Here is a 22,847-nt window from a genome sequence, read left to right as displayed (position 1 = left end):
CTCCGCGGTTGCGGATCATCTCAACGACCTTCCACCGGCACGGCGACGCCGCGGCCGGTGACGAGGTCGAGCGCGGCCGTGCCCAGCGCCAGGTCGCGTGCCGCCGACGCGCGGCTCCCCTGGGCTGCGGTCCGCGCCGCTTCGGCCCCGAGCAGCTCCACCATCGCGGCCATCCCCTCGTCGTAGCGGTCGCGCACGATCCGGAGCGCCTCCTCCGCCTGCGACAGCGCCGCTTCGGCCACCTTGAGCCGCTCCGATGCGGCGTTACGGTCCGCCCAGGCGGCGCGCACCTCCAGCCGGATACCCTCGGCCATCGCCTCCCGCAGGGCCTGGACCCTTTCGCGATCCGCCAGGGCCCGCGCGGCGCGGGCGGCGGTCTCGGCGCCGTCGAACACCGGCACGCGCACGGAGAACCCGGCGGTCCAGTTGCTCCCTTCCGATGGGAGCGGCGCCCGCCCGTTCCACTCGACCTGAGCGCCGACCCCGATCTCGGGAAGCCGGTGGCTGCGCGCGATCCGCTCGCCGATCCCGGCCTGGCGGAGCCGGGCGTCGAGCGAGCGCAGGTCGGGACGGCGGAGGAGTGCCTCTGCGACCCGGGACTCGGGATCGCCGTCCCCGGGGGCGGGCTCGACCGGGGGAGGGACGAGATCGAACTCCCGATCCTCCGAGAGGCCCAGCGCCTGCCGCAACGCCGCCCGGGCGACGGCAATGCCTTGCTCGGCCCGGATCTTCATGGCTTGCACCTCGGCGAGGCGGACCTCGGCGGACATCCTGTCGGAGGGCACCGCCAGTCCCTCCTCCTCGTGCCGCTTCGCGAGACTCGCGTTGGCCTTCGCCGCCTCCTCGGCGGATCGAGCGACCTCGAGCGTCCGACCGGCGAGCACCGCGTCCCAGAACGCGCGTAACGCGCCGAAAGCCACCTCGTCGCGCGTCCGGGCGCGGGAGTCCGAAGAGGCCTGGACCCCCAGGGTCGCGGCCTTCGAGGCGAGGCGCGTTCGCCCCGCGTCCCACACGTTCTGGCGAAGGACCGCGCGCGTCGCGGCGTTGGTGAACGGATCGGGGTGGTTGAGCGCGCCCGGGTCGAAGTCCGCCATCGCGAAGCTCTGCTGGCCGAGCTTCGACGCGAAGACGAACACGGGGTTCGTGGACCGCATCCAGTCCTCGGTGATGTCGACCCGGGGGAGCCATCCGCTGCGCGCCAGCCTTCCGTCCGCCCTCGCCGCGTCCACCTCCCGGTCCGCCGCTCGGAGCGCGGGGTGGTTGAGAAGGGCGAGGGCGACGGCCGAGTCGGGCGTCAGGGGCTCGCCGGCCCGCGCGGAGGCGCCAAGCGCCAGCGCGAGTCCGGCGAGGATCGGGCGGGACTTCATTCGATGCCTCCACGGGCGGCCGACCGCCGCCCACCGTCAGGATGCAGCGGACCGGGCGGGGGATACGGCGCGGCCCCGCAGGGGGCTCCGGGTGTTACCATTCCGGAGGGAGGTGGGCGAATGGCATCGGCCACGGACGACGCGACGCTTCTCGCGAGGATTCGCCGCGACGAGCCTGGGGCTTTCGAGGAGTTCGTGTCGGCGTACGGCGATCGGATCTACGGCTTCGGCCGGCGTGTGTGCGGAGAGACCGAGGACGCGCGGGACGTCGCGCAGGACACGCTGCTTCAGGCCTACCTGTCGCTCAAGGGTCTCGAGCATCCCGAAGCGCTCCGCTCATGGCTCTACCGTGTGGCGTCCAACGCGTGCCTGATGAAGCGGCGCAAGGGGAAGTTCGAACCGGCCCGGGAGCTGTCGCTGGAAGAGCTGGCTCCGCGTCTGGGCGAAGGGACGGGAATCGAGATCCCGGATCCGGGCGCGCTCCCGGACGAGAGTCTCGAGAGGACCCGCCTGAGGGAGCGGGTGCAGGCCGCGATCGGTGACCTTCCGCCCCACTATCGCATCGTACTGGTCATGCGCGACATGGAGCACCTGTCGATCGAGGAGACCGCGGAGGCGCTGTCGCTTCCGGTGACCACGGTGAAGATGAGGCTCCACCGGGCTCGGCTCATGGTGAGACAGCGGCTCGAAGCCGCGCTGGCCGGCGACGCCGCGGGCCGGAGAAAGGCATGACCGGCGCGCACGAGCACGGCTCCGAGGCGTGCCGGGAGTTGCTGGCGCGGCTCTCGGAGTACCTCGACGACGAGCTGGACGAGGCGGCGTGCGCCGAGATCGAGAGCCACATGGCCGACTGCGAGCCGTGCGTCGCGTTCCTTCGATCGCTCCGGAACACGGTGGCCCAGATCGGGAGCCTGCCGCAGCCCCGCCTTCCGGAGGACGTCAAGCGGTCCTGTGCCGAGGCGTACGAGAAGTTCCACGGGCGACGCTGACGGGGCCGCGCGTCCCGCCCCGTGTATCCTCGCTCCCCGGTGCTGCATCTCCGGGTGCGAGTGGGGCCCCGCGGGCGGCCCCGAGGAAAGGGGAACGCGATGGGAATCAACGCCCGGCTCAGGATGATCGCGGGTCTGTTCGTGGTGCTGTCCGTCGCTCTCGGCGCGTTCGTGAGCCCGTGGTTCTACCTCTTCACGGCGTTCGTCGGGCTCAATCTGTTCCAGTCCGCGTTCAGCGGCTGGTGTCCGATGATCTGGATCCTTCGAACGGCGGGCGTGCGGGAGGACTAGGAGGGCCCATGGACATCGGGATCGGCAAGACCGTGGACCTGCCCTACGACGTCGCCCTCGCGAAGGTGGAGGAAGCGCTCAAGAAGGAGGGCTTCGGCATCCTTACCCGGATCGACGTGAAGGCCACCCTGAAGGAGAAGCTGGGAGTGGACTTCACACCGTTCGTGATCCTCGGCGCGTGCAACCCACCGCTGGCGCACCGCGCGCTCGAGGCCGCGCCCGCCATCGGGCTCATGCTCCCGTGCAACGTGGTGGTGCGGCAGACCGATCCAGGGCATACGAGAATCGAGGCGGTCAACGCGACCGCGATGGCCTCCCTCTTTCCCGAGGCCGATCTATCGGCGGTGGCTGGCGAGGTCGCCGAGCGCCTTGCCCGAGTGATCGCGTCCGTGTGACCTGCGGTCCCCGTCGCTTCCGTGGGCAACCGCCGGCCGTGCGGTGCGCTTGTGCACCAGGGTCAGGCTCTCGAGCGTCGTGCTATTCAGGACCTCCGCCATCTTCTGCTGCACTTCGAGCCAGACCGAGGTCGCCGGGCAGTCGTCCGATCGCGCGCACCCCGCCGGATCGGGGGTGCAGTTGGTCAGCGACAGCGGTCCCTCGATCGCCTCGACGACGTCCAGCAGCGTGATGCGCGAAGCGGCCCTGGCCAGCGCGAAGCCTCCGTGGACCCCGCGGGAAGAGCGGAGCAGGCGAGCCCGCACGAGACTGCGGAGGATCTTCGCCATGAAGCTCGGAGGAATCCCCTGCGCCTCGGCGATGTCGCTGCGCAACGACACCACGCCGTCGGCCGTGGAAGCGATATGGATCATGCCCCGGATGGCATAGTCGCCGGCATTCGTTAGTCGCAGTCCGATGGCGGGCCTCCTTTCGATTCGTCCCGGGGACACGCCTCGCAGAAGACGTGCCAGGGGCTTTGGGTCCGAATACTACACCAATTCGGTAACTTATACCAGTACCTTCCGGCGTGGGCCGCGTGAGATGCGCGCTAGTTCGCTCCCACTGCGGGCACTCGCGCATGGGCGCGCGTCTTGCAGTTGACAATGAGCGGCCCCGCACACACAATGGCCGCCAACATGACGGGCGGGTCGCGGAGACATGCGGCGTGCCCGGCAGTCGTCAACGAGGCCCGGATCGGGCCCTACGGAGGAGGGAATCTCGCTATGAGGCTCGAGCCGCGCAAGTGCAGGAGTGCGCTTCCCGCCGTGTCGGCGCTCGTTCTCGCCCTAATGCTTGCCGCCGGAGCCAGCGCCGCCGGCCCCGCGGGCGCCGCGAAGCCGATAACCAGCGATGATCGCCTGTTCCAGGCGTTCGCGGAGGATGCCACCATCGTCCCGAATCAGTGGTGGGAGGGGAGCCTGGACTTCGCCAGCTACGAACACGTCGACGTGACCGCGTTGACGCTGACCGCCGCCTTCAGGCCGGTCACCCAGCTCGAAGTGGGTGGACACGTCGGTTTCGGCAAGACGTCCGCCGACGACGACATTCCGGACGGCTCAGGCGCCACGGACCTCGACGTGTGGGGGAAATGGCACCTGGGGACCGCCGCCGGTCGCGCGGAGTTCGCGGTGGGAGGCCTCGCGACGGTCCCGACGGGAGACGATACTGCGGGGCTCGGCTACGACGCCTTCTCGATCGAGGGATTCGGAGCGATGCGCTACCGCCTTCCTGAGGCGATCTTCTCCGCTCACCTCGGGCTTCGCATGAACGGCGACGGTCATATCGAGGGCGCGCGCATTGAAGGGAAGACGTCGGCCGTCCTCGGCGCCGGAGTCATCTTCCCGGTCTCCGACCAGGTCGGCCTGGTCGGCGAGGCGAACATGGAGTCCGAGCGTTTCCGGCAACAGTCGGACTCGGACTTCCGCCTCCTGTTCGGGGTCAACTGGCGCCCGCTGAACCGTGGGATCATCCGGGCGGCGATCTCCGCCGGGCTCACCGACGCGGCGCCGGACGCCCGGCTCATCGTCGGGTACGCCTACACGTTCTGATCGGCGCGCGCCGCCGGGCGCGGACTCCGCCCCGGAGGGGCCCGTGACCTCCCGGGTGGACCGGCTGAGGAGAGCGCTCCTTCTCCCGTCGCTCGTCGCCGTGGCGGCGTTCGCGGTCTACCTGGGCGCGTGCCGAAACGGGTTCGCGCTCGACGATCTTCCCGTCGTTCGGGACAACCCCGACATCCGCTCGCTTTCGGGGGTTCCGGCGCTCTTCGCCAGGCCCTACTGGCCGGGGCGAGGTGGGGAGTCGGGGCTCTACCGCCCGGTGACGATCTCCTCGTACGCGATCAACCTGGCGCTCACCGGCCCGGGTCCGGCCGGCTTCCATCTCCTGAACGTGCTCCTCAACGCGATGGTCGCGTTCCTGACCTGGCTCGTGGCGCGCCGGGCGGGGCTCGAGACGCGGGGCGCCACGGTGGCGGGCCTCGTCTTCGCGGTCCACCCGCTGCATGCCGAGGCCGTCGCGAACGTCGCCGGCCGCGCCGAGATCCTCGCGGCGACCGGAGTGCTTTGCGCCTGGCTCTGCCACCGGCGATCGGCGGATTCCGCGGCGAGGGCGGCCCGCGCCGCCTGGGCCGCCCTCGCGTCCTTCTGGTACCTCGCGGCGATCCTCTCGAAGGAGGGTGCAATCGCGGCGCCGTTGCTGATCGCCCTGGACGACGCGGCTCGCCGGCGCGAGCGCCCGCGGTCCCGGCTCGCGCCGTTCTCCCTGGCCTCGTACGCCGGCTTTCTCGTCGCGGTCGGCGTGGACCTCGTCCTGAGGGCGCACGCGCTGGGAGGGCTCAGCGGCGCCGAGGACGCGGCGTTTCTCGACAACCCTGCGGCGGCCCTTGGGGCCGTCCCCCGCCTCCTCACCGCGCCGTGGGTGCTGGTGCGCTATGCCGCGCTCGTGATCTGGCCGGCCCGACTCTCGTCCGACCATTCCTTCGATGCGATCCCGGTGGTCTCGTCCCCGGCGGATCCGAGGTTCCTCGCCGGTCTCCTGCTGATCGCGGCGCTCCTCGCGGCGCTGTTCCTGGCGCTCCGCCGCTCACGGACGCTGGCGGTCTCGATCGGCGCCTGGCTCGTCTTCCTGCTGCCGGTCTCCAACTTCGTGTTCCCGACCGGGACGGTGATGGCCGAGCGCTTGGCCTATCTTCCCTTGCTCGGGCCGTGCCTGCTCGCGGGATGGGCGTTCGAGCGGGTGCGGGGCGCAAGAGACTGCGGGGCGCGCCGCGCCCTCGTGCCCGCGGTCACCGCCATCTTCCTGGTGGCGCTCGCGGTCCGCACCTGGATGCGCGTGCCCGCCTTCTCGGACAACGCCACCCTCGCCCTCCGCGACGTCGAGGTGGAGCCGCGGTCGGCGAAGCTCCACGCCGGCGCGGCGATCGCGTTGCACGCGGCCGGAAGGACCGAGGAGGCGGCGCGGCACTACGAGGCGGCGCTCGCGATCTACCCCGACTACGCCCAGATGCACTACGACTATGCCCTCCTCCTCGCCGCCCGGGGGGAGCGGCGCCCGGCGATGGAGCACCTTCGGCGCGCGTCGGAGCTTTCGCCGGCGAACCCGAAGCCGTTCAAGGCGCTCGCGGGACTCTTGGAGCAGGAGGGGCGAACCGCGGCGGCTCTCGAGGCGTACGCCGCCGGCGCCCGTCTCGACCCGGGCGACCGCGCGTTTCGGGTCGACCGCCGGCGTGCGCTCCTCTCGGCCGGCAGGATCGACGAGGCGCGCGAGGTCCTGGCCAGCGTCGCGGCGGAGGATCCTCTGAGCATCCCCGGGCTGCTGTCCAATGCACTCCTCCGCGAGATCCGGGGCGACCGGGCGGGCGCCGCGGCGATCTACCGCGGGCTCCTGTCGAGGCCGGACCTGCCGGGGGCGGTCCGAGGACGGGCGAGGAGGAGTCTCGCCGAGCTCGACGGCGGGCGCTAGGCCGGTGCCTCGCCCTCGAGCCATCCCGGGAGGTCGTCGAGCGAGCGGAGGCGTGGGGCGTCCGCGGTCGGGTAGAGATCGTGACGGTCGAGGAGCACGGGCGCGATCCCCGCGGCGCGCGCTCCGACGACGTCGACGGCGGGAACGTCCCCGACGAACACCGCGGTGTCGGGTCGCGCGCGGAGCCGCTCCAGCGCGATCGCGAAGATCCGCGGGTCCGGCTTGGCAACGCCGACGACGTGGGAGTCCACCACGGCGTCGAGGATCCCGGCGAATCCCGCCGACGCCAGGTCCCGCTCAACCCGACCCTCCGCGTTGCTGACGACCCCGATGCGGAAGCCGGCCCCGTGAAGGCGCGACACGATGTCCACGGCGCCCCGCACCGGAACCGTCCAAAGCCCCACGCGCTGGTGCGCCTCCCACAGCGCGTCGATCAGCTCCTCGTGGAGCGAGGGCGGGGCGCCGACCCGGCCGAAGATGACCCTGAAGTAGTCCCGCCAGGCGTCTCCCGAGGAGCCGCCCTCTCGCACGTGGCGGTCGATCGCGGTGCGCGCGATCGCCTCGGCGCGTTCCAGCGCGTCCTCCGTGGCCTCGAGGCGGCGCGCCTCGAGGAGCCGCTTCAGGTACGCGTAATCGAGATCCAGCAGCACGCCGCCGGCGTCGAAGAGCACCGTGTCGAATCGTCGCGGGCGCTCGTTCGAGAACGGTCCGTCCATCAATCCTCGAACCGCTCGCCGCAATGGGGACACGCGGTCGCGTTGGCGGAGACCTCCTGCCCGCAGGCCGAGCAGTTGAACGGCACGTCCTCCACGTCGGCGGGTTCGTCGTACCCGAGGATCCGCGTCGCCGCCTCGAACGCCTTCGGAGGGACCCTGAGCCAGTACTCCTCGGCGGCGGGCTCCAGGAGGTCGGCGCCCGACGCCTCGCGGATCACGATGTCCGACCGGATCCCGTCCCGCCGGAGTCGGTCCCTGGCGTGGCGGGCCTCGTCGAGCGAGAGGAAGCCGCAGTAGCTCACCGTGGGCTCCGCGTCGAGTTGCAGGGAGGCGCCGGACGCCTCCGTCCTCGCCGGGGCGCCCGCCGATGCGGGGGCGCGCTCGACGAGCGGGACGCCGCAGGTGGCGCACCGCTCGATGCCGTGCCGGTATTCGCTGGCGCACTCGGGACAGAACATCGCGCTCGCCGGGCCTCCGGTCCTACCGCTCAGGGGCGCCCGCGGCGTCGGGGCTCCCGCCCGAGCAGGTGCGGGTGGACGTGCTCGAGGCAGGGGAGGGACGAGCGGATGCTCTCCAGCTTCCCGAAGTCGATCTCGGCCGAGAGCACGCCCTCTCCCCTCTCTTCCAGTGCGACCACGTCCCCCCACGGGTCGATGACCGCGGTGTGGCCGTGGGACGCGCGACGGGGATTATGTCGTCCAACCTGGGCCGGCGCCACCACCCAGCACTGATTCTCGATCGCCCGCGCCCGGAGCAGGGGCATCCAATGATGGCGACCGGTGTGCTCGGTGAACGCCGCCGGGACGAAGAGCACCCGGGCCCCGTCGAGCGCGAGGTGCCGGTAGAGCTCCGGGAAGCGAAGGTCGTAGCCGACCGACAACCCCAGCTTCCCCAGCGGAGTCTCCACCGTCACGGGCCGGACTCCCGGAGCGGTGATCCGCGACTCGAGGAGCGCGGCGCGGCCCGGCGCACGGAGGTCGAACAGGTGGAGCTTCCGATACATGGCCAGGATCTCCCCGGTGGGCCCCACCAGGACCGACGTGTTGTAGGCCTTGCGGCTCCGCGCGATCTTCTCCATGAAGGACCCGGCCAGCACGTAGCAGCCCAGCTCGGTGGCGAGGTTGCGCAGCCAGCGCGTGAGGGGTCCCTCCAGGGGCTCCGCGAGGCGGACGGGCGACCCGTCGTCGGCGGGGACGGAAGAGAAATGCTCGGGAAACGCCACGAGGCTCGACCCCGCATCCACCGCCCGGCGGGCGAGGTACTCCGCGACGCCCAAGTTACGTACCCGGTTCTCGGTGGAGGTCATCTGGACGGCCGCGACACGCCAGGGTGGGACGATCGAGCTCACACGCATCTCCCCCTCGGTGCGAGCATAGACCGCCCAATCCCCTTTTTGAAGCGGCAAGGAAGTGCGCCAAACGGCGCACCGTTCACGGGGAGGCTATAATGTGGACCCTTAAGGTTCGCTGAGCCCGGAGCCGGAGCTGAACGATACGGAAGCACAAGGCGCAGAAGGGGACCTCGCGACCGAAGTGCGGGGCGGCGGATTCCTCTTCCGCCACGGCGTGCGGCTGTGGCACTTCATCGTCCTGCCGCCCGTCACGATGGCGGCGCTCGTCGCGGCCGCGCGGTGGCTCGACCCGCCGATCCGCGCGAGGCTGTCCCCCTTCGGCTACGACGCCTATTCGGTCATCCGCGCCTCCGCGATCAGCCTCGCGATGGCCTCGTTGATCGCCTATCTCGCGTTTCGGCACCGGCGGGACTACGAGGCCAAGCTCAGGGCGCACAACGAGGCGCTCGAATCCACACGGGACTTCCTGTCGCGGCTCATCTCGAGTTCCGCGGAGGCGATCGTGACCATCGATCCCGATGCGCGCGTCACCTCGTGGAACCGGGCCGCGGAGAGCATCTACGGGTGGACCGCGGACGAGATCGTGGGGCGGAGCGGCCGGGTCCTGCACCCTCCCGGGCCCGAGGCCCAGGAGGACTTCGACCGCACCGAATCGATCGTCCGATCGGGCCGCGCAGTCCGCGACCACGAGGTGGAGCATCTCCACAGGGACGGTCGCCGTATCGCGGTCCGGATCACCCGGTGGCCGATCGTCGACGCCGCGGGGGAATACCTGGGGAGCACCGGGATCGTCCGCGACGTCTCGAGGATCAAGGAGATGGAGGCGAAGCTCGTCGATGCGGAGCGGCTCGCGGCGGTGGGCGAGCTGGCCGCATCGGTGGCGCACGAGATCAAGAACCCCCTGGCGGGGATCCGTGGGGCCTGCGAGATCATCTCCGAGCTGGTCCCGAGCGATGACCCGAGGCACGAGCTTTCCGTCGAAGTCCACCGGCAGATCGACCGGCTCGACCGCACGCTCCGCGACCTGCTCCTGTTCTCGCGTCCGCCCGCGACGCGCCTCGAGCCCGCGGACCTCCATGGCGCGGTCGACCACGTCCTGTCGGTCCTGCTCGGGGACGCCCAGGCGCGCGGCGTCGTGGTGGAGCGGCGCTACGCCGAGCCGATGCCGCGGATCCTCCTGGATGCGCAGCAGATGGAGCAGGTCTTCTTCAACATCCTCCTCAACGCCTTCCAGGCGATGAACTATCGCGGGACGGCGACCATCACGACCGAGGCGGACGACGGTCAGGTGCGGGTGAGGATACGGGACACGGGGCCGGGGATCCCGCCCGAGAACGCCGACAAGATCTTCAAGCCGTTCTTCACGACGCGCTCGAAAGGAACGGGGCTCGGGCTCGCGATCGTCCGCAACATCGTCAACGCGCACGGCGGCAGCATCACGGCCGGCAACCTTCCCGAGGGTGGAGCCGAGATCGTCGTCGCGCTCCCCAGGAACGCGTGAGGCGCGCGTGAGCGACAAAGAGAAGATCCTCATCGTCGAGGACGAGAAGCTGATCCGCTGGTCCCTGCGCGAGCGTCTGCAGAAGGACGGGTACGAGGCCAGCGCGGTGGAGACCGGGCAGGCGGCGCTCGACCACCTCCGCGACGAGGAGGTCGACCTCGTCCTCCTGGACTACAAGTTGCCGGACATCGACGGGATGGAGGTCCTCCGCCGCGCGGTGGACCTCTACCCGGATACCACGGTGATCCTGATGACGGCGCATTCCTCGATCCACAGCGCGGTGGAGGCGATCAAGCTCGGCGCCTACGATTACGTCAACAAGCCGTTCGACCACGGGGACCTGGTCGCGTCGATCCAGAAGGCCCTCGAGAGGACCCGCCTGAGGCGCGAGGTGAAGCGCTTCAGGGCCGAACAGAAGAACGCCTACGGAGTTTCCAACATCATCGGCCGCTCGGTCGCCATGCAGGACGTGTTCACGATGATCCGGAAGGTGGCCGATTCGGCGGCCACGACGGTCCTGATCCAGGGGGAGTCGGGGACCGGCAAGGACCTGGTCGCGAAGGCGATCCACTTCGCCTCGGACCGCTCCGAGAAGCCGTTCATGAACATCACCTGCTCCGCCCTCCCGGAGACGCTCCTCGAGACCGAGCTGTTCGGCCACGAGCGCGGCGCGTTCACCGACGCGAAGCTGCAGAAGAAGGGACTCCTCGAGCTGGCCGGCGGGGGGACGGTCTTCCTCGACGAGATCGGCGACATGGGGCTCGCGCTCCAGGCCAAGGTGCTGCGATTCCTCGAGGAGAAGACGTTCAAGCGCGTCGGGGGCTCCCGGGACATCCACGTCGACGTCCGGATCATCGCCGCGACCAACCGTGATCTCGACCGGGTGGTCCGGCAGGGACAGTTCCGTGAGGACCTCTACTACCGCCTCAAGGTGATCCCGATCCACCTCCCCTCGCTCAAGGAGCGGAAGGACGACATTCCGCACCTCGTCACGTTCTTCCTGGACCTCTTCAACCGCGAGTTCAAGAAGAGCACCCACGGGGTCAGCGCCGAAGCTCTCCGGTGCCTGATGCGCTACGACTGGCCGGGGAACATCCGCGAGCTGCGCAACGTGATCGAGCGGGCGATGATCCTCGAGACCAAGCCGCAGGTGGAGGTCGAGGACCTCCCGCGCGAGATCGTGCTCTACTCGCCGGAGGGGGCGGACGAGCCCCGTTCCTACGGGCCCGGAACGGCGGAGCCCGGAGCGGAGGACGGCGGCGACGGCGCGTTCCGGCTCCCCGACGCGGGCGTGACGCTCGAGGAGGTGGAGCGGGACCTCGTCAAGCAGGCGCTGGAGCGGACGAGCGGGAACCAGACCCACGCCGCGCGCCTCCTGAACATCAGCCGGGACGCGCTCCGTTACAAGATGAAGAAGTTCGGGTTCCTGTGATCCCCTCCCCTCACGCGTTCTTCACGTGGCCGAGGCGGGCGACGGCGGTCTGGAGCTTCCGCCGGTAGGTCTTGAGGTCTCCTCCCCGAAGCGCGACGTCCGCCTCTTCGATCACCTCCGCGATCTCCCCGTGTCCCAGCGCGGAGCAGGCCGATCGCGCCTCCTCCAGCTTGGACCCGAGCGCCGCGAGGTCGCCGAACGTCAACGCATTCAGGTAGGCGATCAACTGCTGGGTGTTCATTCGCGATACTCCCCGGGAAACGCGCAGGATAGACAAGGCCCCCGGGCGGGGCAAAGCGGGCTCGGTCGCGGTCCCACGGACTTGACGACGATACACTCGAGTCCTATCGTCGCGCGGCGGGTCAAGGCGGTCCGGAGGGCGCTCGGCACCGATGGCCACGAAGAAGGATTACTACGAGCTCCTCGGAGTGCCGAGGACCGCGTCGGACAAGGAGCTCAAGGCCGCCTACCGCAAGCTCGCACGGAAGTTCCACCCGGATGTGAATCCCGGGGACAAGTCCGCCGAGGAGAAGTTCAAGGAGGTGGCGGAGGCGTTCGCCGTCCTCTCCGATCCGGAAAAGCGGGCCAAGTACGACCGTGGAGGCCACGAGGCCTTCGGCCCGGGGTTCGATCCGTTTGCGGGATCCGGGTTCGACTTCCGCAACTTCGGGTTCGGAGAGGTGACCGACTTCTTCGACCTCTTCGGCACGGGGCGACGGCGCTCGCGGCCGCCGCGACCGGGCCGCGGGCAGGACATCGAGACGGAGATCCGGATCCCCTTCCTCGACGCGGTCAGGGGAACCACCGTGGAGGTCGTCCTGCCGAGGCAGTCGCTGTGCACGGAGTGCGGCGGCAGCGGGCGGAGCGACCGTGGGGGCGAGCGGGAGTGCCCGGACTGCCGGGGGACCGGGCGGCGCACGCAGCGGCGGCGGGGTGTCCAGGTCTCGCTGACGTGCGGAACCTGCGGTGGCTCCGGCCGAATCGGCGCGGCCCCCTGCCCCGTTTGCGGCGGCGGCGGTCGCGTCCCCACGGAGGAGCGCCTGAAGGTCCGGGTCCCGCCGGGGATCGAGGACGGCGGCCGCGTGCGCCTGGCCGGGAAGGGGGACGCGGGGGTCGCGGGCGGCCCGCCCGGGGACGTCTACCTCCGGATCCAGGTGGATCCGCACGAAGTGTTCCGGAGGGACGGGAACGATCTCCTGTGCGAGGTTCCCGTGGGTCTGGCGCGCGCCGCCCTCGGCGGGACGATCGCGATCCCGACCCTCGACGGGCGCGCCACGATCACGCTCCCGCCGGGGACGAGGAGCGGACAGAAGCTGCGCCTCAAGGGGAAAGGGGTGCCGGCCTCCGGCCGGCGCCCGGCGGGGGACCTCTACGCGATCGTTCAGATCGTCCCGCCGAAGAGGCTCGACGCGAGATCGCGCGAGATCCTCGAGGAGTTCGCGCGTCTCCATCCGGACCCGGCCCCGTGAGGGCCGGCTCCCTCGAGGTCTCGCGGAGAGCCTCGCGCGTCAGGCCTTCTTGAAGATCGCCCTGAACCCGTAGCCGGCGAGCTGGGGGTTCTCCCGCAGGCGCCGCACGGAGTAGGCGTACCACTGGCGCCCGTAGGGGACGTAGACCCGGAGGCGATGGCCCTCCTTGAGGATGACGCGCCGCAGCTCCTCGTCCACGCCGAGGAGCATCTGGAACTCGTAACGGTCGGGAGCGAGCCGGTGCTCGCGGATCAGTCTCATCGCCTCCCACACCAGGGTCTCGTCGTGGGTCGCGATCCCGACGTACGCCCCCCGCTCGAACATCCGGTCCAGCACCAGGGTGAAGTTCCGCCGGATCAGCTCCGCGTCGGTGAACGCGATCGGCCGCGGCTCGAGGTAGATTCCCTTGCAGAGCCTGAAGTTCGCCGGCTCGTCCGTGAGGTCGTCCACGTCGTGGAGCGTCCGCCTGAGCCGGGACTGGAGGACGACGCCGAAGGTCCCCGGGAACTCGCGGCGAAGCGTTCGATAGACCGCGAGCGTCCGGTCGGTGCAGGGGGAATCCTCCATGTCGATCCGGACGAACCCCTTGGCCTCGCGCACCACTCCCGCCAGCTTCCGCAGGTTGTCGAGGCACAGATCGAGGTCGAGCAGGAGCCCGAGGGCCGTGAGCTTGACCGACACGTTGACCGACGCGAACCTCTCTCCCACGATGCGCCGTACCAGGTCCACGTAGGCGCCGGTGTTCGTCCGCGCCTCCTCCGCCGTCGTGATGAACTCCCCGAGGATGTCGAACGTCGCGCACGCCCCTTGCTCCCCGAGGCGCCGGGCCACCCGGAACGCGTCCTCGACATCGGGTCCGGCGATGTATCGCTTGGAGAAGTACCCGACAATGGGCTTGGGTACGGCGGGAAGGGTGAACGCGACGAGTTGGTCGAGCAGGCTCATGTCTCACCTCAGGCGGACCGTCGCTCGCGTCGGCGGCGGCACGCGCGGCCGTGGCGCCGGGCTCCCGAGGATGCGAGGGGCGCTTCAGCTCTTCCGGGCACGGAGGAGCGTCAGGACCTCTCCCTCGTTCGGGAATCGACCCAGGGCTTTCTTCGAGAACACGAGCCGTCCGTCCGCGGTGACCTCGAACACCCCGCCGTGGGACGGCGCCATGTCGCTCTCGACGCCCAGCGCCTTCTTGAGCTCGGCCGCCAGACCGGCAGCCCGGGGCTCGTAGTTTCACTCCGTGCAGTATTCGATTCGAATGCGCATCGCGAGATATCTCCTATGTCGCGCGGCCGCCCGGAGCGGACCGCCGGATCGGGGGGTCATCCTAGCAAATGAGCGCTCCCGCCGCCGACCTGACGAGCGCCGTTCGGGCGGCGAGCCGCGAGTGGCGGTGTGCTACGATCCCGGCCCGCTCCGATCGCGTCCGGCGGGTCGGCCGCCGCGCGGCACGGCCGGGAAAGGCTGCGGCATGGGCACGCTCTCCTTCTTGGGCGGCACGGGCACGGTCACCGGCTCGAAATTCCTGGTCGAGCACGACGGGTACCGGATGCTCGTGGATTGCGGGCTCTTCCAGGGGCTCAAGGACCTGCGCCTCAGGAACTGGCAGGCGCCTCCGGTCGATCCCGCGAAGATCGACCTGGTGGTCCTGACGCACGCCCACCTCGATCACACCGGCTACCTTCCCGTGCTCGTCCGGCGCGGCTTCGAAGGGAAGGTCCTCGCGACGTCCGCGACGTGCGACCTGTGCGGCATCCTGCTCCCGGACTCCGGGCATCTCCAGGAGGAGGACGCGAAGTTCGCGAACTGGAAGGGATTCTCGAAGCACACGCCCGCCCTCCCCCTGTACACCGAGGAGGAGGCCCGCAGGGCGCTGCCGTTCCTCCGCCCGGTGCCGTTCGACCGGACCCTCGAAGTCCACGACGGACTGTCGATCCGGTTCTACCCGGCAGGCCACATCCTCGGCGCCTCGCTGGTGGAGGTGCGCATCCGGGTACCGAACGGCGGCGGTCGCGAGTCCGTGCTCCTGTTCTCGGGCGATCTGGGCCGGCCGGGGCAGCCCATTCTCCCCGACCCGGCCCCGCTTCCCGCCTGCGACCACCTGATCCTCGAGAGCACGTACGGAGACCGTGACCATCCCCGCGAGGATCCCAAGGACCGGTTGGAGACGTTGGTCCGCGAGACCGTCCGGCGGGGCGGGACGCTTCTCATTCCGGCGTTCGCCGTCGGACGGACCCAGACGTTGCTCTACCTGCTTCGCGAGATGCGCCGTGACGACCGGCTGCCGGAGGACGTGCCGATCTACCTGGACAGCCCCATGGCGATCGAGGCGACTCGGATCGTCACCGAGCACCCGGAGGCCCAGGACCTCGAGATGCGCGCCCTGGCGGCGAACGGGGAGGATCCGCTGGGACTCCACGGGGTCCGGTTGGCCAGCAGCATCGAGGACTCGAAGGCCTTGAACAACATCGCCTACCCGGCGATCATCATCTCCGCGTCCGGAATGGCCGAGGGAGGACGGATCCTGCACCACCTCGAGTTCAAGCTCGTGGACCACCGGACCACCGTGCTCTTCGTGGGGTTCCAAGCGGCGGGCACGCGGGGCAGGGCGCTCCAGGAAGGAGCGCGGAGCGTCAGGATCCACGGACGGGAGATCTCGGTCCGCGCCCGGATCGAGACGCTGGACAGCCTGTCCGCCCACGCCGACCGGGGAGAGATCCTCGGATGGCTCCGCTCCTCGAGGCACCGGCCCGGCAGGGTCCACCTCGTCCACGGTGAGCCGGCGGGACTCGAGGACCTCGCGGGACGGATCCGCGGGGAACTGTCCGCCGCCGTCGTGGTCCCCGAGTACTTGGAGAAGACCCGGCTCTGAGCGCCGAGAATCGAGGTGACGATGGGTTTCTGGGTTCGCACGCTTCTCGTGACGGTCCCGCCCTCCGAGCTCGAGGAGGCGCTGGCCGGCCACCTCGAGCACCTCAGGCGGCTCAAGTCGGACGGGCGATTGCGGGCGGCAGGGGAGCTGGGGGACGGGGACGGCTTCCTCGAGATCTTCGAGGCGGCGGACCGGCGCGAGGCGGAGGCGGTCGCCCGGTCGAGCCCTCTGGTGGAGGACGGGCTCGCGACGTGGATGCTCCGCGAATGGGAGGAGCTTTCGCTTTGACCCCGGCCCCGGGGCCGAGAACCGCGGAGGGCAACGGTCCCGCCCGGGCTCCGAATCGAGCGGCAGATACTCCGCAAGTATTTCCCCGCGTATTTGACAAGCGCCCCTGGCCGCTGGTACACAATGCCCTTCAAACCGTGGAGGAGTGTCGATGAGAACCAGGATCCTGGTTGCGGCAGCCTTGGTGTTCGCGCTGCTCCCTCTGTGCCTCGCCGGCGCAGAGGCGCGCGAACTCACCTTCGAGCAGCGCGTCAAGGCCCAGGAGGCGATCGAGCGGGTCTACTACGCCCACCAGGTGGGGGCGACCCGCTCCTTCGAGTCCGTGGTCACCCGCGAGATCCTGGCGTCCAAGGTCCGGACCTATCTCGAGCAGTCCGCCGCGCTCGAGAAAGTATGGCGCACGCCCATCACGGCGCAGATGCTCGACCGGGAGCTGGAGCGCATGTCGTCCGGCACCCGCATGCCCCAGCGCCTTCTGGAGCTGTTCGCGGCGCTCGGCAACGACCCCTTCACGGTGCGGGAATGCCTCGCCCGACCGGCCATCGCGGCCCGGCTCGTGAGCAACTTCTTCGAGGGGGACGGCGCGCTCCACGCGGCCGAGCGAAGGGCGGCCGAGACGCTCCGGGGCGGGTTGGTCGGCGGAGCCATCGATCCGAAGGTGCCGCGCCCGGGTCGCTCGGTGGTCGAGATCGTCCGCGCCCGCTCCGCCGAGGCGAAGACGGCGAGCCGAGGGGCGGTCGAGGTGCCGCCGGCGGAATTCGCCCGGACGCGCGCCGCGCTGCCGCGAAGAGTGGGAGAGGTCGGTCCCGTCGAGGAAGCCCAGGGCCTGTTCGTCGTGAGGGTGCTCCTCGCCGAGGGCGCCGGGTCGGCGCGCTTCGCCGTGTTCTCGGTTCCGAAGCGGAGCCGGGAGGACTGGTGGAGCCAGATCGTGGGGAGTCTCGACCCCGCCTCCGTCCGTGCGGTGGCCCGCGAGGGGGCGACGCTCCCCACGATGCGCTCGACGACGGCCGCGGCCTCCTCCGGGAAGGCCGCCGCCCCTGTCGACGTGTGCCCCGATGACGTCTGGAACAACAGGTCGCTCGGACGGAACTTCCCACTGCCGCGCACGGGGGCCACCGCCGTCTGGACGGGCACCGAGATGATCGTGTTCGGCGGGTACTACGCTGGATTTCCCTGGAACGACGGGTTCCGTTACGATCCCGCGATCGACACATGGTCCCCCGTGAACCTGGACGGGGCGCCGGACATCAGGAAGGGGCATACCGCGGTCTGGGCAGGCGACAAGATGGTCGTCTGGGGCGGGGAGAGTCTCGATACCGGCAGCGGCATTCCTTTCCTCCTCAACTCCGGGGGGAGGTACGATCCGATCTCGAACACCTGGGCCGCGACGTCGCTCTCCGGCGCCCCGAGTCCCCGGTCGGGCCACACGGCGGTCTGGTCGTCGAATCACGGCGTCATGCTGGTCTGGGGGGGCCGCTCGTCCTTCATCGGGAGCAGCGAATCGATCGCTCTCGGGGACGGGGCGAAGTACGACCCGGTCGCCGACGCCTGGACGCCGATCCCCTCCACCGGCGCACCCGCGGCCCGCGTGCAGCACACCGCGGTCCTGGTGGGCGACATCATGGTCGTCTGGGGAGGCACCGACGGCGCGAGCGATCTCAACAGCGGGAGCCGGTACGACCTCGACGACGATGCCTGGACCCCGACCTTCGTCGAGGAGGCCCAGAGCACCGAGACCCCTCTGACGCCCGCTCCGTTGGCGCGACGGGACCACACCGCGGTCGTCGTCGGGAGCCGGATGGTCGTGTGGGGCGGGCGTCAGGGTGCGGATCCCGGCACGGCTCTCGGAACGGGCGGAAGCTACGATCCGGTGAGCGACACCTGGGAGGCCACTTCGGAAGCCGGCGCCCCGGACGCGCGTTACCGGCATTCCGCGGTCTCGATCGGCAACAGGATGCTGGTGTGGGGCGGCTTCAGCGACGCCGGGTTCCTGAACTCGGGCGCCTCGTACAGCCCCGCCCTCGGGATCTGGACTCCCATCTCCCAGGAGGGCGCGCCGTCGGTCCGCGGTGACCAGGTCGCGGTCTGGAGCGGTACCCGCATGGTCGTTTGGGGAGGCACCTCGGATCCCACCGGCTCGGACGCCACGAGCACCGGCGGACGGTACGACCCCACGACGAACACGTGGACGCCTACCGACTTCGGGCCCCGGCCGAGGTACCAGCACACGGCGGTTTGGACCGGCAGGGACATGGTCGTGTGGGGAGGCAACGATCTGGTCTCGAACATCGGATCCGGCGCGCGGTACGACCCGGCGCTCGACGTCTGGGTACCGCTACCCTCGGCCGGCCTCTCGGGTCGCAGGATGCTCACGGCGGTTTGGACCGGCGACGAGATGATCGTCTGGGGTGGATGGGGGTTCGACCCGGAGACGAACCTGGAAGGCCCGCTCAGGGACGGGCGGCGGTACAACCCGCTGGTGGATGGCTGGCGCACGATGGCGCTCGACCCGCCGTCCGGGATCCCGGCGCCCCCAAAGCGCTGGGGCCACACCGCGGTTTGGCTGGCCTGGGCGCAGCCCTCGACCGACAGGACCGTGACCACCTCTCGGATGGTGGTGTGGGGCGGACTGGGCTTGAACGAGCAGGGGGCGACGATCGCCCTCGGCGATGGGGCCCGGTACGATCCGGTGGCGAACGCGTGGGAGTCGGTGCCGGCCAACACCTGCAGCGTGTCCATCTCCACGGTGTGCAACAACGACGCGGAGTGCTCGAGCCTCCTCCCGGCGCAGCAGGTCTGCGTGCTGAGGGGCGCCCCCTCCCGTCGTTTCGAGCACACCGCGATTTCAACCCCCGACAAGATGGTCGTCTGGGGAGGCGACGACGGCACGGCGGGCGAAGCCGGTTCCGGCGTCAAGTTCGCCACGGGGAGCGTCTACGATCCGGCCACGGATGCCTGGACGCCGCTTCCCGACACGGGCGCGCCGTCGGCGCGATCCCGGCACACGGCGGTCTGGACCGGAACGCAGATGATCGCGTGGGGCGGGACCGACGGCGCATCCGCGCTCGGAACCGGGGCGATCTTCGATCCGGCCGGCGATCAGGGCGCGGGCTCGTGGACCGCGCTGGCGTCCACCGGAGCGCCCTCGGCCCGGTTCTGGCACACGGCGGTCTGGACCGGAACGCAGATGATCGTCTGGGGCGGCAACGACGGCTCGGCGGATCTCGACTCCGGCGCGCGGTACAACACGACGTCCGGCGCTTGGCTTCCCACGTCGTCGGTCGGGACCCCGATCGCGCGATCGCAGCACACCGCGGTCTGGACGGGCAGCTACATGGTGGTGTGGGGCGGGGTCGGGTTCTCGGGAACCGTCATTCCGATGCTGGGCAGCGGCGGCAGCTACCTGATCGAGCAGGACGTCGACCACGACGGCGACGGTTACCGTTCGTGCGAGACCAATCCGGCCCTGAACGACTGCAACGACGGGAACCCCAACGTTCACCCCGGCGCCGTCGAGATCTGCAACGGGATCGACGACAACTGCGACGGGCAGATCGACGAAGGTGTGACCGTCCCCACCTGGTTCAACGACGCCGACGGTGACGGGTACGGGAGCAACACGGACGCCGTGGCGGCGTGCTTGTCGCCGCTGCCCTACAAGGAGTGCAGCGTCTCGTTCCTGACCCAGTGCTTCAACGACTTCGATTGTCCCGCGGGGACTTGCAAGCCCAAGCAGGCCGAGACCTGCAGCGTCGATGCTGACTGCGCCACAAACCCCGGCGAGACGTGCGTCGCCGGAAGATGCGTCGGCATCGCTTGCAGGGACGACAGCGTCTGCCAGAACTTCGAGACGTGCGTCGGCTCGGAGACGTGCAGCCGCGATAGGCAGTACCTCTCCACCAGCGGCGACTGCGACGACACGAACCCCGCGATTCACCCCGGCTTCACCGAGATCTGCAACGGGATCGACGACGACTGCAACGGTGCGGTGGACGACGGGCTCCCGACGGGCACCTGGTACCCGGACGTCGACGGCGACCACTACGGCGACTCCTCGAGGGTGGTCGCCGGGTGCCAGCCCCTCTCGTACAAGGTGTGCGCCGAGAGCCCGAGCGTCCAGTGCAGCACGAGCGAGGATTGTCCCGGGACGCAGGCATGCGATCGCCAGGTCGATTACATCTCGGTCGGCGGCGATTGCAACGACCTGAACGCTGCGATCCACCCCGGCGCGCCGGAGCAATGCAACCACATCAATGACAACTGCAACCAGGGGACGTGCAGCGTCACGAGCACCCAGGTGTGCTTCAAGGACGGCGACTGCCCGGTGGGGAGGTGCAGCATCGCAACGAGCACCTCCTGCCACTCCGACGCGGACTGCCAGACAGGCGATACTTGCGTCGGTGGCGAGAGCTGCCCCGGGGTGGTCGACGAGGGGCTCCCCATCGAGACGGTGTACGTGGACGGCGACGGCGACACCTTCGGCGACCCGAATCTCACGAAACAGAGCTGCTTGCCGGAGTCCGGACACGGCACGTGCAGCGCGACGCGCGATCAGCAGTGCCAGCATGACGCGGACTGCCCGCAGTCCGAGACGTGCGTCTTCCTCGTCGAAAACGCCTGCGACTGCAACGACCACGACGCGAGCATCTACCCCGGCGCCCCCGAGCTATGCAACGGGGTCGACGACAACTGCAACGGCGAGATCGACGATGGCCTCCCGCTCGGGACCTGGTACCGGGACGCCGACGCCGACGGCCACGGGGTCTCCGCCGTTTCGGTCTCGGGAGTCTGCCAACCCATCAAGGTGTGCAGCAACGACATGAACCAGCCGTGCCGCGTCGACGCCGACTGCCCCGGATACACCTGCCAGCCATTCACGGTGTGCAGCCTGGACCCCAGCAAGCTCTGCAGCCAGAACAGCGACTGCCACGCATTGCAGGGCACTTGCATCCGGCACGGCGCCTATGCCTCCGTCGGCGACGACTGCAACGATTTCGACGCCGCGATCAATCCCGGCGTCACCGACGATACGTGCGACAACGTCGACAACGACTGCAGCGGCGTGGCCGATGATGGCTTCAAGAGCTGCGGGGTCGGGGTTTGCGCGAACACGGCCAAGGCGTGCACGGTACCGGGGTTCGAAGGGGCGTGCAGCGTCACGGCGTCCAGACACTGCAACGTCGAGGCCGATTGCCAGCCATTGAAAGTGTGCAGCGGCACGACGACGCTCGGCTGCACCGTCGATACTCAGTGTCCGGCGGGGCATTGCAGCATTCTGGGCAATTCCTGTCGCACCCATGCGGACTGCTATCCCAACGAGACGTGCGTCGGGGCGGAAACCTGCACCGGCGCGGAGACCTGCGTCCTCACGAGCTGCGAGCCCACGCTGACCGCCAAGGTGTGCAGCGGGGAGCCCACCAAGAAGTGCCAGACGAACTCGGATTGCACCGCGCCGCAGACGTGCGATGCGGCGTACCAAGCGGACACGGAGACCAAGTGCGACACCCTGGACAACAACTGCGACGGCCAAGTGGATGAATCGCTCACGAGCTGCGCGTTCCCGGATTCCGACGGGGACGGCATCGGGGCGGTCATCGACACGTGCGATCCCCAGGCGACGCTACAGGGATCGTGCGGCTGCGGGGTCACCCCCAGCGAGGGCCAAAGCCCGGTCGCCGGCGACAACTGCCCGTGCGTCGCCAACCCGGACCAGGCCGACCGTGATGGGGACGGCGTCGGCGACGCCTGTGACAACTGTCCCGACGTCAAGAATCCGAGCCAGGCGGACTACGACGGCGACGGCATCGGCGACGCGTGCGAAGTCCCCCTGATGAACGCCGACGCCGATCTCTCCGGCCGGGTGGACGGCCTGGATCTCTCGAGGCTGGGACGTGCCTGGGCGACGTCGCTCTTGACCAGAACGTGCGTGCCTCCGACGTTCCAGGAAGTGAACCCGAATTTCGACAAGGCCGTGGATTTCAACCAGGACGGGAAGGTCGACGGGGACGATCTCGCGTTCCTGGCGCAGTTCTTCGGCCGGTCGGTGGCGAAATGATCGCGCACGACGAGCCGCGAAGGACGAGGGGCATGAGCGAGCAGAGGAGACATACGATGTTCCGAGGTCACGGTCGCACGGTGGAGCGAACCCTGCTGTTGGCGCTGATCGTCGCCTGTCTGCCCCTGGTCCTGGACTGCGGCGGCAGCAGCGGGGGCGGCGTTCTCCAGCCGACGAAGGTCCCGATCTTCCACGGGAGCGGGACCTCGTCGGCGCCGGACCTGGTCACGTTGTCCTCCGGCGGAACCTCCCCGGGCAGCCTGATCCAGGTCGACGTGAAGCTGGGGGGCCCGACGACCTCGACGGACCTGTCGGCCTTCTCGTTCGACGTCGTGCTTTCCAACCCCTCGATCGTTCGGAGCGTCAACGCGACCAAGGGGGATGCCCTGACCGGCGACCAGTCGGTCCTGGCGTCGATCAGCGGCGACAAGGTCGTGGTCGGGGCGTCCAAGCTGGGCGGGACGGGGAACGGCGTAGGGGCTCAGGGCGCGACGATCCTCAGCCTCGTGTTCAAGATGGATCCTACCGCGCCCGGGACGACGAACCTGACGTTCAGCGGAGCGACGGTACAGGACCACACGGGCACGGTCATCACGACCATCAACTTCGACTCGGCGGCCGCGCAGCT

At 69.9% G+C, this 22,847-nt stretch carries 21 protein-coding genes; 13 read left to right on the top strand and 8 right to left on the bottom strand.

Features of this window, described 5'->3' with window-relative positions; all coding sequences use genetic code 11:
* Nucleotides 1-20: 20 nt before the first annotated feature.
* Nucleotides 21-1,367 (bottom strand): TolC family protein, encoded by a 1,347-nt coding sequence (locus LAO51_10940; protein MBZ5639253.1) that lies wholly within the window; start codon nucleotides 1,365-1,367, stop codon nucleotides 21-23.
* A gap of 120 nt (nucleotides 1,368-1,487) precedes the next feature.
* Here LAO51_10940 and LAO51_10935 point away from each other — a divergent pair, with 120 nt between their 5' ends.
* From LAO51_10935 to LAO51_10920, 4 genes are all read left to right on the top strand, one after another.
* Nucleotides 1,488-2,099, top strand: a complete 612-nt coding sequence (locus tag LAO51_10935) for a sigma-70 family RNA polymerase sigma factor (GenBank protein ID MBZ5639252.1) — start codon at nucleotides 1,488-1,490, stop codon at nucleotides 2,097-2,099.
* The gene (locus LAO51_10930) at nucleotides 2,096-2,356 is read left to right on the top strand and encodes a zf-HC2 domain-containing protein (GenBank protein MBZ5639251.1); all 261 of its coding nucleotides are present in this window, start codon (nucleotides 2,096-2,098) and stop codon (nucleotides 2,354-2,356) included. Before LAO51_10935 ends, LAO51_10930 begins: the two co-directional genes overlap by 4 nt.
* A 99-nt stretch (nucleotides 2,357-2,455) precedes the next feature.
* On the top strand, nucleotides 2,456-2,647 hold the full coding sequence (locus LAO51_10925) for a DUF2892 domain-containing protein (protein MBZ5639250.1): 192 nt from the start codon (nucleotides 2,456-2,458) through the stop codon (nucleotides 2,645-2,647).
* 8 nt (nucleotides 2,648-2,655) lie between these two features.
* Complete coding sequence (locus LAO51_10920; protein ID MBZ5639249.1) at nucleotides 2,656-3,042, top strand: DUF302 domain-containing protein; 387 nt, start codon at nucleotides 2,656-2,658, stop codon at nucleotides 3,040-3,042.
* On the opposite strand, the gene LAO51_10915 is transcribed toward LAO51_10920, so the two are convergent.
* Entirely contained in the window at nucleotides 2,983-3,456 is a 474-nt protein-coding gene (locus LAO51_10915) for an Rrf2 family transcriptional regulator (protein ID MBZ5639248.1), read from the bottom strand. The genes LAO51_10920 and LAO51_10915 overlap by 60 nt on opposite strands.
* A 351-nt stretch (nucleotides 3,457-3,807) precedes the next feature.
* Between LAO51_10915 and LAO51_10910 the strand changes: the two genes are divergently transcribed.
* Both LAO51_10910 and LAO51_10905 read left to right on the top strand, forming a co-directional pair.
* Nucleotides 3,808-4,632, top strand: coding sequence for a hypothetical protein (locus LAO51_10910; protein MBZ5639247.1), 825 nt, complete (start codon nucleotides 3,808-3,810; stop codon nucleotides 4,630-4,632).
* 43 nt (nucleotides 4,633-4,675) lie between these two features.
* The gene (locus LAO51_10905; GenBank protein ID MBZ5639246.1) at nucleotides 4,676-6,544 is read left to right on the top strand and encodes a tetratricopeptide repeat protein; all 1,869 of its coding nucleotides are present in this window, start codon (nucleotides 4,676-4,678) and stop codon (nucleotides 6,542-6,544) included.
* Here LAO51_10905 and LAO51_10900 read toward each other — a convergent pair.
* The 3 genes from LAO51_10900 to LAO51_10890 are packed head-to-tail and all read right to left on the bottom strand — an operon-like array spanning nucleotide 6,541 to nucleotide 8,614.
* Entirely contained in the window at nucleotides 6,541-7,260 is a 720-nt protein-coding gene (locus LAO51_10900; GenBank protein MBZ5639245.1) for an HAD family hydrolase, read from the bottom strand. The genes LAO51_10905 and LAO51_10900 overlap by 4 nt on opposite strands.
* Entirely contained in the window at nucleotides 7,260-7,718 is a 459-nt protein-coding gene (locus tag LAO51_10895) for a hypothetical protein (protein ID MBZ5639244.1), read from the bottom strand. The genes LAO51_10900 and LAO51_10895 overlap by 1 nt, the downstream gene beginning before the upstream one ends.
* A 29-nt stretch (nucleotides 7,719-7,747) precedes the next feature.
* Complete coding sequence (locus LAO51_10890; protein MBZ5639243.1) at nucleotides 7,748-8,614, bottom strand: carbon-nitrogen hydrolase family protein; 867 nt, start codon at nucleotides 8,612-8,614, stop codon at nucleotides 7,748-7,750.
* Nucleotides 8,615-8,792: 178 nt separating this feature from the next.
* Here LAO51_10890 and LAO51_10885 point away from each other — a divergent pair, with 178 nt between their 5' ends.
* On the top strand, nucleotides 8,793-10,112 hold the full coding sequence (locus LAO51_10885; GenBank protein ID MBZ5639242.1) for a PAS domain S-box protein: 1,320 nt from the start codon (nucleotides 8,793-8,795) through the stop codon (nucleotides 10,110-10,112).
* 7 nt (nucleotides 10,113-10,119) lie between these two features.
* A complete protein-coding gene (locus LAO51_10880) occupies nucleotides 10,120-11,544 on the top strand; it encodes a sigma-54 dependent transcriptional regulator (protein ID MBZ5639241.1) in 1,425 nt (474 codons plus the stop codon).
* 10 nt (nucleotides 11,545-11,554) lie between these two features.
* Here LAO51_10880 and LAO51_10875 read toward each other — a convergent pair whose 3' ends face one another.
* Nucleotides 11,555-11,785, bottom strand: a complete 231-nt coding sequence (locus LAO51_10875) for a hypothetical protein (protein MBZ5639240.1) — start codon at nucleotides 11,783-11,785, stop codon at nucleotides 11,555-11,557.
* Nucleotides 11,786-11,936: 151 nt separating this feature from the next.
* On the opposite strand from LAO51_10875, the gene dnaJ reads away from it, so the two are divergent.
* Nucleotides 11,937-13,013, top strand: a complete 1,077-nt coding sequence (gene dnaJ / locus LAO51_10870) for a molecular chaperone DnaJ (GenBank protein ID MBZ5639239.1) — start codon at nucleotides 11,937-11,939, stop codon at nucleotides 13,011-13,013.
* A gap of 39 nt (nucleotides 13,014-13,052) precedes the next feature.
* Here the strand turns inward: dnaJ and LAO51_10865 are convergent, their stop codons facing one another.
* Together LAO51_10865 and LAO51_10860 are read right to left on the bottom strand one after the other, a co-directional pair.
* Nucleotides 13,053-13,958, bottom strand: a complete 906-nt coding sequence (locus LAO51_10865; protein MBZ5639238.1) for a proline dehydrogenase family protein — start codon at nucleotides 13,956-13,958, stop codon at nucleotides 13,053-13,055.
* Nucleotides 13,959-14,042: 84 nt separating this feature from the next.
* Nucleotides 14,043-14,270, bottom strand: a complete 228-nt coding sequence (locus tag LAO51_10860; GenBank protein MBZ5639237.1) for an Rdx family protein — start codon at nucleotides 14,268-14,270, stop codon at nucleotides 14,043-14,045.
* A 205-nt stretch (nucleotides 14,271-14,475) separates the two neighbouring features.
* Between LAO51_10860 and LAO51_10855 the strand changes: the two genes are divergently transcribed.
* The 4 genes from LAO51_10855 to LAO51_10840 form a co-directional block, all read left to right on the top strand.
* Nucleotides 14,476-15,876 carry an MBL fold metallo-hydrolase gene (locus LAO51_10855; protein ID MBZ5639236.1) on the top strand — a complete coding sequence of 467 codons (1,401 nt, stop codon included), beginning with the start codon at nucleotides 14,476-14,478 and terminating at the stop codon, nucleotides 15,874-15,876.
* Nucleotides 15,877-15,897: 21 nt separating this feature from the next.
* A complete protein-coding gene (locus LAO51_10850) occupies nucleotides 15,898-16,164 on the top strand; it encodes a YciI family protein (GenBank protein ID MBZ5639235.1) in 267 nt (88 codons plus the stop codon).
* 151 nt (nucleotides 16,165-16,315) lie between these two features.
* Nucleotides 16,316-22,219 carry a hypothetical protein gene (locus LAO51_10845; GenBank protein MBZ5639234.1) on the top strand — a complete coding sequence of 1,968 codons (5,904 nt, stop codon included), beginning with the start codon at nucleotides 16,316-16,318 and terminating at the stop codon, nucleotides 22,217-22,219.
* Nucleotides 22,220-22,275: 56 nt separating this feature from the next.
* A partial coding sequence (locus tag LAO51_10840; protein MBZ5639233.1) for a hypothetical protein occupies nucleotides 22,276-22,847 on the top strand: 572 nt, incomplete at its 3' end.

The sequence above is a fragment of the Terriglobia bacterium genome, assembly GCA_020073205.1.
In the GTDB taxonomy this organism is placed as follows: Bacteria; Acidobacteriota; Polarisedimenticolia; order Polarisedimenticolales; family JAIQFR01; genus JAIQFR01.
The sequence above is the reverse complement of the archived record's forward strand: the minus strand, read 5'-3'. Positions and strand labels throughout refer to the sequence as shown.

Excerpts from the sequence above, each read along its gene's own strand:
- LAO51_10940 (MBZ5639253.1), bottom strand. The coding sequence starts at position 1,367 with ATGAAGTCCCGCCCGATCCTCGCCGGACTCGCGCTGGCGCTTGGCGCC.
- LAO51_10935 (MBZ5639252.1), top strand. The coding sequence starts at position 1,488 with ATGGCATCGGCCACGGACGACGCGACGCTTCTCGCGAGGATTCGCCGC.
- LAO51_10930 (MBZ5639251.1), top strand. The coding sequence starts at position 2,096 with ATGACCGGCGCGCACGAGCACGGCTCCGAGGCGTGCCGGGAGTTGCTG.
- LAO51_10925 (MBZ5639250.1), top strand. The coding sequence starts at position 2,456 with ATGGGAATCAACGCCCGGCTCAGGATGATCGCGGGTCTGTTCGTGGTG.
- LAO51_10920 (MBZ5639249.1), top strand. The coding sequence starts at position 2,656 with ATGGACATCGGGATCGGCAAGACCGTGGACCTGCCCTACGACGTCGCC.
- LAO51_10915 (MBZ5639248.1), bottom strand. The coding sequence starts at position 3,456 with ATGATCCATATCGCTTCCACGGCCGACGGCGTGGTGTCGTTGCGCAGC.
- LAO51_10910 (MBZ5639247.1), top strand. The coding sequence starts at position 3,808 with ATGAGGCTCGAGCCGCGCAAGTGCAGGAGTGCGCTTCCCGCCGTGTCG.
- LAO51_10900 (MBZ5639245.1), bottom strand. The coding sequence starts at position 7,260 with ATGGACGGACCGTTCTCGAACGAGCGCCCGCGACGATTCGACACGGTG.
- LAO51_10895 (MBZ5639244.1), bottom strand. The coding sequence starts at position 7,718 with ATGTTCTGTCCCGAGTGCGCCAGCGAATACCGGCACGGCATCGAGCGG.
- LAO51_10890 (MBZ5639243.1), bottom strand. The coding sequence starts at position 8,614 with ATGCGTGTGAGCTCGATCGTCCCACCCTGGCGTGTCGCGGCCGTCCAG.
- LAO51_10875 (MBZ5639240.1), bottom strand. The coding sequence starts at position 11,785 with ATGAACACCCAGCAGTTGATCGCCTACCTGAATGCGTTGACGTTCGGC.
- dnaJ (MBZ5639239.1), top strand. The coding sequence starts at position 11,937 with ATGGCCACGAAGAAGGATTACTACGAGCTCCTCGGAGTGCCGAGGACC.
- LAO51_10865 (MBZ5639238.1), bottom strand. The coding sequence starts at position 13,958 with ATGAGCCTGCTCGACCAACTCGTCGCGTTCACCCTTCCCGCCGTACCC.
- LAO51_10855 (MBZ5639236.1), top strand. The coding sequence starts at position 14,476 with ATGGGCACGCTCTCCTTCTTGGGCGGCACGGGCACGGTCACCGGCTCG.
- LAO51_10850 (MBZ5639235.1), top strand. The coding sequence starts at position 15,898 with ATGGGTTTCTGGGTTCGCACGCTTCTCGTGACGGTCCCGCCCTCCGAG.
- LAO51_10845 (MBZ5639234.1), top strand. The coding sequence starts at position 16,316 with ATGAGAACCAGGATCCTGGTTGCGGCAGCCTTGGTGTTCGCGCTGCTC.